Raw genomic sequence first — 15,541 nt, forward strand, 5'->3', positions numbered from 1 at the left:
CGGCGATGCTGCGCGCGCGGTGCCGGCGCCCCGGCCGGGCCTTCTCCAGTCCGCGAGTTTTCGCGCAAGACCGCCCGCAAAGCGCTATTCGGTCACCGTGCCGATCGGCAAGCCGCGGCCCGCGTTGCCGCTACCGCGGGTTGACGGGCCGGACGATGCAGATCTGCCGCTCGTCGTCCTTGATCCGGGCCACGGCGGGCACGACCCGGGCGCAATCTCGCCACATGGCGGGCGCCGTGAAAAGGATGTGACGCTCGCGCTTGCGCGCGCGATTCGGGATCAGCTCCTCGCAACGGGCCGTGTTCGCGTCGCGCTCACCCGGGGCGACGACCGTTATCTCGTGCTCGAGGAGCGCTACGGAATCGCGCGGCGGCTGAAGGCTGATCTCTTTCTCTCGATTCACGCCGATTCAGCCGAGAATGAGGACGCGCGCGGCGCATCGGTCTTCACTCTCTCCGAGGTCGCCTCGGACCGGGAGGCGGCGAAGCTCGCGGCGCGCGAAAACAAGGCGAACATCATCAACGGGGTCGACCTCGGGGCGCATGGCGGCGCGGTGTCGTCGATCCTGCTCGACCTGACGCAGCGCGAGACAATGAATGTTGCGTCGGACTTCGCGCGCCTGCTTCAGCGGGAGGCGGCCGACGAGGTGCCGTTTCGCAGCAATGCGCACCGCTTTGCCTCTTTCGTCGTGCTGAAGGCGCCCGATACCCCGTCGGTGCTCTTCGAGACAGGCTTCCTGTCGAACAAGGAAGACACAGCCTTCCTCACCTCGAAGGCCGGGCAACAGAAGGTCGCGCGGGGCGTGCGTGAAGCTGTGCAGCTCCACTTCGCCCGCCGGATCGCCGAGCGCTGAGGATGGGACTTTCAAAAAGTTAGTCTTGACTAGCTTTCTGCGACACTCCAGCCTCCGCCTTCTGACAGCAAAGGGACGTTGTGGGCTGGAGCAACTGGTCAGGAAGCGTGTCGGCAGCAGCGACCGCGGCGCGGCCTCGCGACGAGGGCGAACTCGCCGCGCTGGTCCGTCACGCGCGCAAGGTCCGCGCACTTGGTGCAGGCCACAGCTTCATGCCGCTATGCGAGACAGACGATCTGATCGTGTCGCTCGGCGAAATGCGAGGAGAGATGGTGGTCGCCCCAGACCGCCGGAGCGCGCGTATCCCCGCGGGCTGGTCGATCAAGCGGCTCACTGCCGCGCTGTGGGCCGAGGGGCTTGCGCTCGCCAATCAGGGCGACGTCAATCCGCAGTCGCTCGCGGGGGCGATGGCGACGGGTACTCACGGTACGGGCGCGACCCTCGGCAGCCTTGCAACCTTCGCGCGCGGTTTCAGGCTGATCGGGGCCGATGGCGAGCTGCACTGGTGCGACGCCGTGACCAATCCCGAACTGTACCAGGCGCAGCGCCTTTCGCTCGGCCTGTTCGGTATTGCGACGGAAATCGAAACCCTGGTGGTACCGGCTTTTCATCTCGCCGAGCGGATCGAGAAGAGGCGGTGGGCCGAAGTGCGCGAAGGATATGACGAGCTCGCCGAACGGCATCGCCACATCGAGTTCTGGTTCTTTCCTCACGCCGACACCGTGATCCTGAAGACGCTCACGCCCTGTGATCCGTGCGATCCGCCCGCTTCGACCACGGACATGGAGGAAACCACCTTCCGCCGTATCCTTGATGTCTCGGCGAGGCTGCCCTTTTTGACCCCCTTCCTCCAGCGCGCGATGATGCGCACGCGTTTCGACGGTGCGCGACGCGGCCCTGCACATGCGATCTTTCCTTCGGACCGCACGATCCGCTTCGAGGAAATGGAGTATGAACTGCCGCGCGCTGCCGGGCTTGACGCGCTTGATGAGGCGGTCGGATGGATCCGAAGGAAGCGACTGCCGGTCACCTTTCCCTTCGAATATCGCACCGTCGCGGCAGACGATATATGGATGAGCCCGATGAATGCGGGGCCAGTCGCCGCAATCTCGATGCACCAATATGCGAAGATGCCCTGGGCCGGCCACTTCGCGAGTGTCGAGGCGATCTTTCGCGCGTATGGCGGCCGGCCGCATTGGGCGAAGCGCCACACGCTCACCCGCGCCGACGTCGACGCGCTTTATCCGATGGCCGAGCGCTTTCGCGCCGTGCGGCGCGCCGCCGACCCCACGGGCAAATTTCTCAATACCCATCTGGAGACGCTGTTCTCATGACCGACGATCCGGCCCTGCACGCGCATCTGATCGGCCGCCAGGGTTCCCGCGCCGACCTAAACACGCCGGTGCTGGTGCTCGACGTCGAGGCGCTCGACCGCAATATATCGGCGATGGCAGCGCTCGTGGCGGCGAAGGGCGTTGACCTGCGCCCCCATGCCAAGACGCACAAGAGCGTCGATATCGCGAAGCGCCAGCTCGCATCCGGCGCACGCGGCGTCTGCTGCGCGAAGATTGGCGAGGCCGAAGTGCTGGCCGATGGGGGCGTATCGGGAATATTGATCACCTCGCCGGTTGCCGCGCCGCAAGCCATCAGGCGACTGGCCGCGCTCGCGGCGCGCACCGAGCGATTGATGGCGGTCGTCGATCATCCCGCGGTCGCGCAACGGCTTGCCGCGGCACTCGCCGATGTCGGCGCGAGCATCGACGTCATCATTGACGTCGATCCGGGGATCGCGCGCACCGGCGTCGCCTCGGCAGAAATGGCGGTGGAACTGGCCCGAACGATCGCGGCGCTTCCCTCGCTTCGCTTTCGCGGCGTTCAATATTATTGTGGCTCGCAGCAGCATATCGAGGATTATGACGAACGCCGCTCTGCGATCGTCGCGCGCACCGACTATCTCACCTCGGTCATCGCCGCGCTGACCGACGCGGGCTTTGCTCCCGGCATTGTCACGGGATCGGGCACCGGGACCCACCGCATCGACCTCGAGCTCGGCGTCTTTACCGAGCTGCAGGCGGGCTCCTATGTTTTCATGGACCAGCAGTACAATGAGTGCGATCTCACCGGTGACGGTAGCCGGCCATTCGAGACCGCACTCGGCGTCGATGCGCGCGTGGTCAGCGCAAATCATCCCGGGCTGGTCACGATAGATGCCGGTTTCAAATCGCTGTCGACCGACGGGGGCGTTGCGGTTGTGCGGCGCGGCGCGCCGGAAAGTGCCTTTTTCGCCTTCATGGGCGACGAGCATGCGGCGTTGATCGCGCCCGATATCGGCACTTTGCTGGCGCCAGGCGATCCGGTGACGCTGACCGTCCCGCACTGCGACCCGACGGTCAATCTTTATGACCATTATCATGTCGTTGCGGGCGACACGCTGGTTGATATCTGGCCCGTGAGCGCGCGCGGCCGCGCACGGTGAAGCCGCCGGCCAAACAGGCGCGCGCCGCGGCGACGCGCGAGCGGCTGCTCGACGTCGCGGGCGCACTGCTTGCCGAGGTTGGGGTCGAGCGCATCTCGACAAATCTCATCGCGGCGCGCGCAGGAGTGAGCCCGCCGGCGCTCTATCGCTATTTCGCCGATAAATATGCGGTGCTCGAAGCGCTGGGGCGGCGGCTGATGGCGCGCCAGAATGCGGTGCTCGAGAGGTGGGTGGAGCGCCACGCCGAGGGCGGCATATCGGCGATGGCGGCGCACATCGGTGCACTGCTCGCGGATACGGCGGCGGTGACGCGCGCCGAGCCGGGGGCGGTCTGGATTTTGCGCGCGCTTCACGCGTCCCCGGCGCTTGCGCACGTCCGCCTCGATTCGCACCGCGGCGTCACCGACCGTCTTGCCGCAGCTTGTGCGCCCTTTCTGTCCGGCGTCGCCCCCGAGCTGTTGTGGCGCCGGCTGCGGATTGCCGTGGAGATCGGCTTTGCTGCCGACGAAATGCTCTACGAGGAAAGGCGGATCGACCCCGACGCCGCGCTCGCCGACGTCGCCGCCATGCTGAGCGCCGCGCTCGCCGAACTCGCCGCGCGGCGCTGAGCCACCCATCGCAACCCTTCTTCCCTTTCGGTCATGCAGGCTTTAGAGGCGAAACCCTATGGTCGCCGACACCTCTTCCCATTTCCGCTACCGTCTGCGCCGCGACAGCAATGCCGCGATGGCCTGGCTGCGCGATATGTGGACACGCCGTTGGTTCCGCTGGCTCGGCTGGCTGGCGCTCGCGGGGCTGCTCGCGTTCATCCTCATCTGGATCATCTTCGCGCGCAACCTGCCCTCGGTCGACCAGCTTCGCGACTATGAACCGCCCCTGCCCACGATGGTCCGCGACGGCGAAGGCAAGCCGGTGCATAGCTACGCGCGCGAGCGCCGGGTCCAGCTCGAGTACAGCGAATATCCCCAGCTGCTCGTCCGCGCTTTCCTGGCTGCAGAGGACCGCACCTTCTTCGAGCATGGTGGCATTGACTATCCCGGGATCGCGACCGCGATCGTCACCAACCTCAAGAACGACGGTCGCCCGATCGGCGCTTCGACGATCACCCAGCAGGTCGCGAAGAATCTGCTGCTGACCAACGAGGTCAGCTATACGCGCAAGATCCGCGAGGCGATCCTCGCCATGCGCATCGAGGGGGCTCTGACCAAAGAGCAGATCCTTGAACTCTATCTCAACGAAATCCCCCTCGGCCGCCGCAGCTTCGGCGTCCAGGCAGCAAGCCGCGCCTATTTCGACAAGGACGTCGATCAGCTCGCGCTGCACGAAATGGCCTTCCTTGCCATTCTGCCCAAGGCGCCTGAAACCTATGGCCGTGCACGAAACGCTGACAAGGCGCTGGGGCGACGCAATTTCGTGCTCGGAGCGATGGCGCGCAACGGCTGGATCACCCCCGCGCAGCGTGACGCTGCGCAGGCGATGCCGCTCGGCCTGACCGAGACGGGCAACCGCGCGGTCGCGCAGGTCGGCGGATATTATATGGAAGAGGTGCGGCGCCAGCTGATCGACCAGTTCGGCGAAACCGCCGAAGACGGGCCGCATAGCGTCTATGCCGGCGGCCTGTGGGTACGCACAGCCTATGATGACAAGATGCAGCAGGCCACCGCGAAAGCGCTGCGCGCCGGGCTGATCCGCTACGATGCTGGCAAGGGTTGGTCGGGACCGATCGCGACGATCGAGGCCGACGCGCAGTGGCAGAGCAGGCTCGCCTCGAGTTTCATCGGGATCAGCTATGATAATTGGCGCATCGCCGCGGTGCTTTCCAAGACGGGCAGCGAAGCACGCCTCGGATTTTCGGACGGTACGACCGGGCGGCTGCCAGCCAGCGCTGCACAAATGGCCTATCGCAAGCGCGGGACAAGTGCCTTCGTGGCGATGAAACCCGGTGACCTGATTGCGGTCAAGGCGACCTCGCCCGGCGTCTATTCGTTGCGCAACATTCCCGAGGTGTCGGGCGGCATGGTCGTGGAAAGCCCGCATTCGGGTCGTATTTACGCGATGCAGGGCGGTTTCGATGTCCGCCTGTCGCCGTTCAACCGTGCAACGCAGGCCGAACGTCAGCCAGGATCGACCATCAAGCCCTTCGTCTATGCGACCGCGCTCGACAATGGCATGACCCCCGCGACGATGATCGTCGACGGGCCTTTCTGCGTCTATCAGGGCGCAAACCTTGGAAACAAATGCTTCCGAAACTATGGCGGCGCGGGCGGAGCGGGCCAGCACACAATGCGCTGGGGGCTCGAGCAGTCGCGCAACCTGATGACCGTCCGCACCGCAAGCCAGGTCGGGATGGAGCCGATCGTCGAGACGATCAAGACGATGGGCATCGGCACGCACGAACCCTATCTGTCGACTGCGCTCGGTGCGGGCACGACGACGGTCGAAAAGCTGGTCAACGCCTATGCGATGCTCGCCAATCACGGCCGCGCGTTGAAGCCGCGGGTGATCGATTATGTTCAGGACCGCCGCGGCAAGGTGATCTTCCCGCGCGACTGGCGCCCTTGCGAGGGATGTAACCAGAAGGACTGGGACGGCCGGCCAATGCCCCGCTTTGCGCCGTCGGGTAAGCAGCTTATGAATCCGATGACCGCCTATCAGGTCGTTCACATGCTCGAAGGGGTCATCCAGCGCGGAACCGCGCAGCGACTCCGCGACCTCGGCGTCCCCTTGTTCGGGAAGACAGGGACGACCACGGGGCCCAAGGACGTCTGGTTCATGGGCGGTACCCCCGACGTGGTCGCGGGCCTCTATCTCGGCTTCGACCAGCCACGCAACATGGGGGGCTATGCGCAGGGGGGCAGCCTTGCCGCCCCCGTGTTCAAGGATTTCTTCCTCGAAGCGCTGGCAGACCGCCAACCTGTGCCCTTCACCGCGCCCAAGGGCATCCGCATGGTTCGTATCGACCGTCAATCGGGTCGCCGTGTCTATGGTAGCTGGCCTGGCAGCGACCCCAAGGCGGCGATTATCTGGGAAGCCTTCAAGCCCGAAAGCGAACCCCGACGGACAATCCGCGAAGAGGAGATCAAGCCGTCGAAACCCGCCCCGCGACAGGACGCGCCGGTGGAACAGAGCAGCGGGCGGCGCAGCGACAGCGACTTCCTCGACGATCGCGGCGGAATCATCTGACGGCTTGCCACCGGCGCTCGAGCCTCTATGGCCGGGGCCCATTGAATTCAGGAGCAAGAAGATGCGCGCCGAAGCGCAGGATCAAATCGATACGATCAACGCCGCGCTGGCATTGCTGCGCCGATTCCTCGACTGGGACCGCGCCGTGCGCCGGCTCGACGAGCTCAATGCAAAGGTCGAGGACCCGACGCTGTGGGACAGCCCCAAGGCGGCGCAGGAGGTCATGCGCGAACGCCGCCGGCTCGATGAGGCGATCAATGCGACGCGCGCTATCGAGAAGGAGCGCGACGACACGGTCGAGTTGATCGAACTTGCCGAGATGGAGGGCGACGAGGCGCTGATCGACGATGCTGTCGCCAGTCTCGCCGCGCTCGCGCAGCGCGCTGAACAGGACAAGGTCAAGGCGCTGCTTGCAGGCGAGGCGGACGGCAACGACTGCTATATCGAAATCCACGCAGGCGCCGGAGGCACCGAAAGCCAGGACTGGGCCGAAATGCTGCAGCGCATGTATATGCGCTGGGCCGAAAAGCGCGGGATGAAGGTCGAGCTCGTCGAATATCAGGCGGGCGAGCAGGCAGGCATCAAGTCGGCAACCATGCTGATAAAGGGCGAAAGCGCCTATGGCTATGCCAAGACCGAGAGCGGCGTGCACCGCCTTGTCCGAATCTCGCCCTACGACAGTTCGGCGCGCCGCCATACCAGCTTCTCGTCGGTTTGGGTCTATCCGGTGATCGACGACGATATCCAGATCGACATCAACGAGAGCGACCTCAAGATCGATACCTACCGCGCATCGGGCGCGGGCGGCCAGCACGTCAACACGACCGACTCGGCCGTGCGCATCACCCACATTCCAACCGGCATTGTCGTTGCCAGCCAGAATGACCGTTCGCAGCACAAGAACCGCGCCACGGCCATGAACATGCTGAAGGCGCGGATGTACGAGGCCGAACTTCAAAAGCGCGAGGTCGAAGCGAGCGGCGAATATCAGGCGAAGACCGAGATAGGCTGGGGCCACCAGATCAGGTCCTACGTTCTCCAGCCCTATCAGCTGGTGAAGGATTTGCGCACCGGAGTGACCTCGACTGCTCCCGGCGACGTTCTTGATGGCGCGCTCGATCCCTTCATGGCAGCGGCGCTGTCGCAAAAGGTGACGGGCGAAAAGGTCGAGGTGGAGGACATCGACTGATGCAGCGCCGCGCGGCCTTCCTCGCCGCACTGGCGCTTGCACCGCTGGTCGGCGGCTGCGATGCGCCCTGGCAGGAGGATGGCGACCGCATCGAAACCGCGCGCGATTTCCCGCCCGCCGACCGCCCTGTCGCGCCGATCACCTCGACCAAATGGTCCACCGAAGAGGCTCGCGATCGCGTCAACGAAGCCGATGACGTCATGGATTCGGCCGACGTCCGTCCCGGTATGACTGTCGCCGATATCGGGGCCGGCGACGGCTATTACACGGTCCGCCTAGCGGGCCGGGTCGGAGCCGACGGTCGCGTGCTCGCGCAGGATATCCAGCCCGAGGTGATCGAACGCCTCGCCGACCGCGTCGCTCGCGAGCGGCTCGACAATGTGTCGCTGAAGCTCGGTGCGGTCGACGATCCGCGGCTTCCTGCGAACAGCTTCGACCGCGTGTTCATGGTGCATATGTATCACGAGATCGGCGAACCTTACGCCTTTCTCTGGCGACTGCGTCCTGCCCTGCGTCAGGGAGGGCAGGTGATCGTTGTCGACGGCGACCGCCCGATTGCGCAGCATGGGACACCCTTTCGCCTGCTTGTCTGCGAGTTTCAGGCGGTGGGCTACAAGTTGCTGTCTTATAACGACAAGCAGACCGCAGGGGGTTATCTCGCGCGCTTTGTGCCCACGGGCAAGCGCCCCGATCCTGCAGCGATCAGTGTCTGCAAGAATCCCTAATAGACGATAAGCCGGTCGTCCGGCCCGACGCCTGCCAGAAAGCCGACGAGCCCGCCGGCGCGTATGTGTGATCCCATGTCGCCCGCGCTAAGGCTAGCGAGCGCCATGCCCGACTGGCAGGCGATCAGGACGACATTCATCGCCGCGGCTTCGGCGATCATCTGCGCAAGGTCGGGCTGGCCCGCCGCGACGCGCGCCGCGTCACCCGCGAATCCGATCGGCGCGCGCAGCAACGCGACCGCCTCGCCCTGCATGAAGAGCCGCACCGGCTCCCCTAGCGCCGCTGCCGCCATCGCGGTTTCGAGTGCCGCATAGAGGCGCGATCCGTCCGCGCTCGCTACGATCAGGTTCAGCCCTGGCATATCGGGCACCCGGGGTCCGCAGGCACGGCGACTTCGCGCCACCGCCGCTCCAACATGTCGATGATTGCGAGCCGGCCAATGAGCGGCCGGCCCCACCCGGTGAGGGCGCGTACTGCTTCCAGCGCCGCGGTGGCCCCAATCATCCCTGGCAGCGCACCCATTACGCCCGTCTCGGCGCAATTGATCCCCTCGCGATTCGGATCATTGCCGACCAGGCACGCGTAGCAGGGGCTATCTTGGCGCCAGCCCTCGTAAAGCGCGACTTGTCCCTCGAATGCGCCGATCGCGGCCGAGAGGAGGGGGATTTCGCGCGCGACCGCGGCGCGATTCACGGCAAGGCGGGTCGGAAAATTGTCGCAGCCGTCGAGGATCAGCTGGGCGCCTGCCAAGAGCGCTTCGGCATTGCCCGCGTCAAGCCGCTCCACGCGGGGGATGGCTTCGACATGCGGGTTGATGCGCCGGGCCGCCCGCGCCGCAACCTCGGCCTTGGGCGCACCGATGTCGTCGTCGGCGAACAGCGGCTGGCGATGAAGGTTCGACAGTTCGACGGCATCATGGTCGATGATCGTCAGCCGGCCAGTCCCTGCGGCAGCCAGATAGGCGATCGCCGGGCAGCCGATTCCGCCCGCGCCAATCACCGCGACATGCGCGGCCTTGAGCTTCGCCTGCCCCGCACCGCCGAATTGGGGCAGAATGATCTGGCGCGCGTAGCGGTCGAGTTCGGCGTCCGACAGCAAGGGTCAGGGCCGCCGCAGTTTCATCGCTGCCAGCGACCCGACGCCTTCCGGGGCGCTGTCCTCGACTTCGGCTGCGGCCGTGGCGACCCCCGTCGAGCCGAAACCGCCCGCGCCTCGCGCGGTGGCATCGAGCGCCGCGACCTCGGCGAAGGTCGCGCGCTGGACCGGGGCGGGCACCAGCTGGGCGATACGGTCACCGCGCCGGATCTCGAAATTATCCTCGGACAGATTGGCGAGGATCACCTTCACCTCACCGCGATAGTCGCTGTCGATGGTTCCCGGCGTATTGAGACAGGTGATACCATGTTTGAGAGCGAGTCCCGAGCGCGGACGCACCTGGACCTCGTAGCCCGGGGGGATTGCCATCGCAAAGCCGGTCGCGACCGCGTGGCGCGTGCCGGGGCGAAGCGTCAGCGTCTCGGCTGCAACCACGTCCATCCCCGCCGCGCCTTCCGAGGCGTAGGCGGGCAGCGGCAGGCCGCCGCCATTTGGCAGGCGCTGGATCTGGATTTCAATTGGAATCAACGGGTGAACGGAGGTCGAGCTCATCGGCGATCTTTTCCATCAATTTGCGGGCGACGGCCTGTTTGGGCAGTCGGTCCCAACTGTCGACACCGTCCTTGCTGACGATGTGAACGCGGTTGGTTTCGCCGCCCATCGGGTCGGCGGAGACATCGTTCGCGACAATCCAGTCGCATCCCTTCCTGGCGAGCTTTGCCTGGGCATGGTCGATCACGTCATGGGTTTCGGCGGCAAAGCCGATCAGCAGCGGCGGGCGCTTGGCGCTCTTGGCGAGTCCGGCGAGAATGTCAGGATTTTCGGCGAGCGCCAGGGGGGGGACGTCTCCGCTGCCATCCTTTTTGATCTTCTGGGCACGTGTGTCGGCGGCGCGCCAGTCGGCAACCGCAGCGACCATGATCGCGGCGTCGACGGGCAGCGCTGCCTCGACCTCTGCGGCCATTTGGATTGCGGTTTCCACGTCCACACGGACCACCCCGGGCGGGGTTGGTAGCGGCACCGGTCCTGCAACGAGAAGCACCTCGGCACCCGCTTCGGCGGCGGCAGCGGCGATTGCAAAGCCCTGCTTCCCGCTCGACCGGTTGGCGATGTAGCGTACCGGATCGATCGGCTCGTGCGTGGGGCCTGCAGTAACCAGGAGCCGGCGTCCATAGAGCGGGCGGTGGCTTGCAGGTGCGAAATCGGGCTGGCCGGACAGCGGAACCGCGCCCGCTGTGCGGGCGAGCGCTGCAGCAACCGCCTGCTTGATTGCCTCGGGTTCCGGCAGGCGGCCCGGGCCATATTCTCCGCACGCCATCTCACCCTCGTCGGGTTCGATCACGGTAACGCCGTCGCTGCGCAGCGTGGCGACGTTGCGCCGCGTCGCGGGGTGCAGCCACATACGCACATTCATCGCGGGTGCCGCGAGCACGGGCTTGTCGGTTGCGAGCAGGAGTGTCGTCGCGAGATCGTCGGCGATTCCGGCGGCCATCTTGGCGAGAAGGTCGGCGGTCGCGGGTGCAACGACCACCAGGTCGGCCTCGCGGGAGAGCTCGATATGCCCCATCTCGACCTCGTCCTTGAGGTCGAAAAGGTTGGTGTAGACCTTGTTTTCGCTGAGCGCCGCGAGCGTGAGAGGCGTGACGAACTGCTCGCCCGCGCGCGTCAAGACGCAGCGTACGGTCATTCCGGCCTTGCGGAGCAGGCGGACAAGCTCGATGCTCTTGTAGGCGGCAATCCCGCCGCCAATGATGAGCAAAATGCGTTTGGCCGCCATCGTCACACTCCCGTCAGCAGCATGTCGACTGCGTTCAATATATCATAGCGTCGGTCACCCAGCGACGCGACACGGACGCCCAAATCCCGTATGTCGACGGCCGACGCCAGCTGCGTCGCCATGATATGATGCTGTCCTTCGATCTCGAAGAGGGGATGGAGGCGGGAAAGCTGTTGTGCCATCTGCGCGGGAACCAGCGGCACGACGAAGCGCGTGTCGAAATGTCCCAGCAAGTCGCTCTGGCAATCGAGCAAGAGCGCTCCTCCGTCGCGACTTCGGTGGACATCGAACTGCGCCATCAGAACAGCCGGTATTTCGCGAGTGGCAGCCCATGTTCGCGCGTGTAGGCGTTCCAGCTTTCGATGGCGGCGCGATTTTCTTCCTTCCACGCGACCTCGCGCGCCTTCTTGACCTCGGCGGCAAGGCCCGTCTGGCAAGCTTCGCTGACATTGATGCCGAGCCTTTTTGCCTCTTCGACCAATTCGGCGTTCAGTGAGACATTGGTCGGTTTCTTGGGGCCCTCGAATCGCGCCGGACGGTTCATCGCCATTCTCCTTGCGCATGAGATATGCGCATTGGTCCCAGTCTTCAATCCAGCCAGTGGAGCATGCCGGCGCCCGCAGCCGCGCCGATCAGCGCGGTCAGCGCATAGCGCCACCACACGCGCTTTTCACCCGGCTCCCACATCAGCGGAATATCGGGGAGCGGCGGGGCCGGGGGGGCAGCGCCCGGACGGGGCAATTGGGCGTCGAGACGGCGGATGATGTCGGGGATCAGCGCGAGCGTTTTGCCCTGCTCGCGAAGCCCATCAGCAAGCGCGGCCTCGGGTCCGAGCTCGTCGCGAATCCAGGCGCCGACGAATGGCCCCGATACGTCCCACATATTGATCGCGGGATTGAGCATCGTCGCGACCCCTTCGACCATCACCATCGTCTTCTGAAGCAAAAGCAGGTGCGGCTGAGTCTGCATATCGAAATCGCGTGTGATCGCGAAAAGGCCGTCAAGCATCTGCCCGACGCTGAGTTCGCTGACCGGCTTGCCGCGCATCGGTTCGCCGACCGCGCGAAGCGCCGTCGCGAACTCCTCGACGCTATGATATTCGGGCACATATTGCGCCTCGAAATGAATCTCGGCGACCCGGCGGTAATTGCCCGTGGTCAGCCCGTAGAGGATTTCGGCGAGCCAATAGCGCGCCTGCCGGTTGATTCGCCCCATGATGCCGAAGTCGACCGCAGCGATCGTCCCGTCGGCCTTCACGAACAAATTGCCCTGATGCATGTCGGCGTGGAAAAAGCCCTCGGCAATCGCCTGCCGCAGAAACGCGTGGACGAGATTCGCTGCGAGCGCCTCCATGTCATGCCCGGCGGCAAGGAGCTGATCGCGGTGCGAGATTTTGATGCCGTCGATCCAGTCGAGCGTCATCACGCGGCTGTTCGTTCGGTCCCAGTCGATCGCGGGGACTTCATAGGTCGGTACCCCCGTCATCGCGTCGGCGAGTTCGGACGCCGACGCCGCCTCGCGCCGCAGGTCGAGTTCGCGCAGCGTCCAGCGTCGGAAATTGGCGATCACCTGCCGCGGGCGGAGCCGGCTCGCCTCACCGCCGAGAGCCTCAAGATGGGCGGCCGCCCATTCGTAAGTTTCGATGTCGCGGGCGAACTGCTTGTCGATGCCGGGGCGGCGCACCTTGACCGCGACCTTGCGCCCATCGGTCGTTACCGCGCGGTGGACCTGCGCGATCGAAGCCGATCCCACTGGTTCGGGGTCGAATTCGGCATAGAGGCTTTCGAGCGGCGCTTCGAAGGTCGCCTCGATTTCCTGCCGGATGCGGTCGAAGGCGACGGGGGGCAGCGCGTCCTGCAAGGTCAGAAGATTGCGCGCCGCCTCCTCCCCCACAAGGTCTGGGCGTGTCGCGAGCGTCTGCCCCAGCTTGACGGCTGCAGGACCGATCGCCTGAAAGGCCGCGGCGTAATCGGGAATCCTTGGCTGAATGGTTCCCAGTCGTGCGATCCGGCACAGTCGCTTGACTCCCGGCGGGGTCTGCGGAGCCGTTTCGATGCCGCGCAACGCCCCGTGGCGCGCAAGAATACGGCCCCAGCGCAACAGGCGGACGATATGAGTGAGCGGCCGGGTCAAGCCTTCCATCCGCTGTGAATGGCAACCAGGCCGCCCAGAATCGGTTCAACCTTCACCGCGCTGAACCCTGCCTTGCGGATCATCTGCGCAAAGGCCGGCATCGGCGGGAAACGGCGAATCGACTCGATCAGATAGCGATAACTGTCCTCGTCCTGCGCGATCAGCTTGCCGAGCTTGGGCACCAGATGGTGCGAATAGGCATCATAAACCTGCGAAAAGCCCGGCCATTCATTGGTCGAAAACTCGAGGCAGAAGAAGCGTCCGCCATAGCGCAGCACGCGGTGCGCCTCGGCGAGTGCGGCCGGAATGTCGGTAACATTGCGGATACCGAAGGCGATTGTGTAGGCGTCGAAAAACTGATCGGGAAAGCTCAGCATCTCGGCGTTCTGCTCGGACCAGACGAGGCTTGTGATGCCGCGTTCAGCCGCGCGCTCCATTCCCACCCCCAGCATGTCGGGGTTGATGTCGGCGACGGTGATGCTCGCCCCTGATGGCTCCATGCGAAAGGCTATGTCGCCCGTGCCCCCTGCCATGTCGAGGATCGCCTCTCCTGCGCGCGGTTTCACCCGGCGCACAAAGCGATCCTTCCAAAGCCGGTGCAGGCCCCCCGACATCGCGTCGTTCATGATGTCATACTTGCGCGCGACGCGGCTGAACACTTCTCCGACCATCGCGGTCTTGGCGGTGGCGGGAACCTCTTCATAGCCGAAACTGACGGTATCGGGCGTAGCCATGTGTCGCGCCTTTGCGAGGGGGGAGTGCGGAAGTGCTGCAGCGCCTTTAGCGGGGCCTTGCCGCCCGCGCAAATGGCGCGTAGCGCCGCAGACCTGATGCCCGAACTCCCCGAAGTCGAAACCACCGTGCGCGGTCTGGCGCCCTTTCTTGAAGGGCAGCAACTTGTGGCTGTCACAACCTTCCGTCCCGACCTTCGCCGGCCCTTTCCAGCCGATCTTGCGCAGCGTCTGACCGGCGCGACCGTGACGGCCCTGTCACGCCGCGCCAAATATGGCATCGTCTCGACCGATCGCGACGATCATATGATTTTTCACCTTGGCATGTCGGGGCGCTGGCGCACCGAGGGCGGCGCGGCGGGAAAGCATGATCACCTGCTGATCGAAACCGCGGGTGGCCATCGGCTCTTCCTGCATGACCCGCGCCGCTTCGGTTCGGTCGATCTCGTCACGGGTGATCCGCTGACGCGCTTCCCGGCCTTTATGACGCTCGGCCCCGAACCGCTCTCGGATGATTTCGACGCCCTCTATCTCGCGCGTGTGCTCGCCGGGCGCCGCGCGCCGATCAAGGCGATGCTGCTCGACCAGGCGGTCGTGGCCGGGCTCGGGAACATCTATGTATGCGAGGCGCTCAACATGGCGCGCATTTCGCCGCTGAAGCCCGCGGCCGACGTACCCAAGGCCAGGCTCGCGGCGCTCGCACCCGCGATCAAGGCGGTGCTGGCAGCCGCGATCGCGGCGGGAGGGTCGACCTTGCGCGATTTCCTCAGTCCCGAAGGCGACCTTGGCTATTTTGCGAAGGAGTGGCGCGTCTATGGGCGCGAAGGCGAGGCCTGCGAATGCGGGGGGACGATCGCGCGCATCGTCCAGGGCGGCCGCTCGACCTTCCATTGCCCCAAATGCCAGCGCTGATCGGGCCGAAAAGCATTGACCCGTCCCCGCTTCGTGGCTATGGGCGCACCCTTCGAGCAGGGTCCGGTCATCCGGAACCGGCCGCATCCGGACATTGATTCGCCGCCCGCGCGCGATTCGGCTGCTCCGCTTTCGGCTGTGCTCCGACCGTTGAACCGATTGGATTTTTGAGGAACTTATGGCCAATACGCCGCAGGCAAAGAAGCGCATCCGTCGCAACACGGCGCGCACGATCGTCAACAAGAACCGCGTCTCGCGCATCCGCACGCTGGTGAAGAAGGTCGAAGCCGCCGTCGCTGCCGGCGACAAGGACGCCGCCGCGGCGGCGTTGAAGGCGGCTCAGCCCGAGATGGCGCGTGGCGTCGCAAAGGGCGTGCTTCACAAGAACACCGTCGCACGCAAATATTCGCGCCTGACGAAGAGCGTCAACGCGATCGCCTGATTCGGCTTTCGCTGTGCTCAATTT

15 protein-coding genes and 2 pseudogenes are annotated in these 15,541 nt (G+C 65.3%); 9 read left to right on the plus strand and 8 right to left on the minus strand.

All coding sequences use genetic code 11. The features are described 5' to 3' along the window. Window positions 1-52: 52 nt before the first annotated feature. From LH20_RS21350 to LH20_RS21380, 7 genes and pseudogenes are all read left to right on the plus strand, one after another. Window positions 53-853 (plus strand): annotated as a pseudogene (locus LH20_RS21350) (N-acetylmuramoyl-L-alanine amidase family protein); the annotation flags it as partial. Window positions 854-933: 80 nt separating this feature from the next. Beyond that, window positions 934-2,187 carry a D-arabinono-1,4-lactone oxidase gene (locus LH20_RS21355; RefSeq protein ID WP_053555957.1) on the plus strand — a complete coding sequence of 418 codons (1,254 nt, stop codon included), beginning with the start codon at window positions 934-936 and terminating at the stop codon, window positions 2,185-2,187. Beyond that, on the plus strand, window positions 2,184-3,329 hold the full coding sequence (locus LH20_RS21360) for a DSD1 family PLP-dependent enzyme (RefSeq protein WP_053555958.1): 1,146 nt from the start codon (window positions 2,184-2,186) through the stop codon (window positions 3,327-3,329). The genes LH20_RS21355 and LH20_RS21360 overlap by 4 nt, the downstream gene beginning before the upstream one ends. Then, window positions 3,326-3,937 (plus strand): TetR/AcrR family transcriptional regulator, encoded by a 612-nt coding sequence (locus LH20_RS21365; RefSeq protein WP_053555959.1) that lies wholly within the window; start codon window positions 3,326-3,328, stop codon window positions 3,935-3,937. The genes LH20_RS21360 and LH20_RS21365 overlap by 4 nt, the downstream gene beginning before the upstream one ends. A 58-nt stretch (window positions 3,938-3,995) precedes the next feature. Continuing rightward, window positions 3,996-6,512, plus strand: a complete 2,517-nt coding sequence (locus tag LH20_RS21370) for a penicillin-binding protein 1A (protein WP_053555960.1) — start codon at window positions 3,996-3,998, stop codon at window positions 6,510-6,512. Between the two features lie 61 nt (window positions 6,513-6,573). Continuing rightward, window positions 6,574-7,701, plus strand: a complete 1,128-nt coding sequence (prfB, locus tag LH20_RS21375) for a peptide chain release factor 2 (protein ID WP_053555961.1) — start codon at window positions 6,574-6,576, stop codon at window positions 7,699-7,701. Continuing rightward, the gene (locus LH20_RS21380; protein WP_053555962.1) at window positions 7,701-8,426 is read left to right on the plus strand and encodes a class I SAM-dependent methyltransferase; all 726 of its coding nucleotides are present in this window, start codon (window positions 7,701-7,703) and stop codon (window positions 8,424-8,426) included. The genes prfB and LH20_RS21380 overlap by 1 nt, the downstream gene beginning before the upstream one ends. Here LH20_RS21380 and LH20_RS21385 read toward each other — a convergent pair. The 8 genes and pseudogenes from LH20_RS21385 to LH20_RS21420 form a co-directional block, all read right to left on the minus strand. Then, on the minus strand, window positions 8,423-8,788 hold the full coding sequence (locus LH20_RS21385) for a DsrE family protein (protein ID WP_053555963.1): 366 nt from the start codon (window positions 8,786-8,788) through the stop codon (window positions 8,423-8,425). The two genes, LH20_RS21380 and LH20_RS21385, sit on opposite strands and share 4 nt — an antisense overlap. Then, window positions 8,776-9,525, minus strand: a complete 750-nt coding sequence (locus LH20_RS21390; RefSeq protein WP_053555964.1) for a HesA/MoeB/ThiF family protein — start codon at window positions 9,523-9,525, stop codon at window positions 8,776-8,778. The genes LH20_RS21385 and LH20_RS21390 overlap by 13 nt, the downstream gene beginning before the upstream one ends. Window positions 9,526-9,612: 87 nt before the next feature. Beyond that, window positions 9,613-10,074 (minus strand): annotated as a pseudogene (gene dut / locus LH20_RS21395) (dUTP diphosphatase); the annotation flags it as partial. Continuing rightward, entirely contained in the window at window positions 10,037-11,299 is a 1,263-nt protein-coding gene (gene coaBC / locus LH20_RS21400; protein WP_053555966.1) for a bifunctional phosphopantothenoylcysteine decarboxylase/phosphopantothenate--cysteine ligase CoaBC, read from the minus strand. The pseudogene dut and the gene coaBC, both read right to left, overlap by 38 nt. Before the next feature lie 2 nt (window positions 11,300-11,301). Next, window positions 11,302-11,598, minus strand: a complete 297-nt coding sequence (locus LH20_RS21405; RefSeq protein WP_053555967.1) for a CcdB family protein — start codon at window positions 11,596-11,598, stop codon at window positions 11,302-11,304. Next, window positions 11,598-11,843 (minus strand): type II toxin-antitoxin system CcdA family antitoxin, encoded by a 246-nt coding sequence (locus LH20_RS21410; RefSeq protein ID WP_053556441.1) that lies wholly within the window; start codon window positions 11,841-11,843, stop codon window positions 11,598-11,600. The genes LH20_RS21405 and LH20_RS21410 overlap by 1 nt, the downstream gene beginning before the upstream one ends. A gap of 44 nt (window positions 11,844-11,887) precedes the next feature. Next, window positions 11,888-13,432: a 2-polyprenylphenol 6-hydroxylase gene (gene ubiB, locus LH20_RS21415; RefSeq protein ID WP_053555968.1), complete on the minus strand. Its 1,545-nt coding sequence runs from the start codon at window positions 13,430-13,432 to the stop codon at window positions 11,888-11,890. Continuing rightward, entirely contained in the window at window positions 13,429-14,166 is a 738-nt protein-coding gene (locus LH20_RS21420; RefSeq protein ID WP_053555969.1) for a class I SAM-dependent methyltransferase, read from the minus strand. Before LH20_RS21420 ends, ubiB begins: the two co-directional genes overlap by 4 nt. A 96-nt stretch (window positions 14,167-14,262) precedes the next feature. Here LH20_RS21420 and mutM point away from each other — a divergent pair, with 96 nt between their 5' ends. Continuing rightward, the gene (mutM, locus tag LH20_RS21425; RefSeq protein ID WP_053555970.1) at window positions 14,263-15,075 is read left to right on the plus strand and encodes a bifunctional DNA-formamidopyrimidine glycosylase/DNA-(apurinic or apyrimidinic site) lyase; all 813 of its coding nucleotides are present in this window, start codon (window positions 14,263-14,265) and stop codon (window positions 15,073-15,075) included. 178 nt (window positions 15,076-15,253) lie between these two features. Then, on the plus strand, window positions 15,254-15,517 hold the full coding sequence (rpsT, locus tag LH20_RS21430; protein ID WP_053555971.1) for a 30S ribosomal protein S20: 264 nt from the start codon (window positions 15,254-15,256) through the stop codon (window positions 15,515-15,517). Window positions 15,518-15,541: the final 24 nt, after the last annotated feature.

Source organism: Sphingopyxis sp. 113P3 (assembly GCF_001278035.1).
In the GTDB taxonomy this organism is placed as follows: domain Bacteria; phylum Pseudomonadota; class Alphaproteobacteria; order Sphingomonadales; family Sphingomonadaceae; genus Sphingopyxis.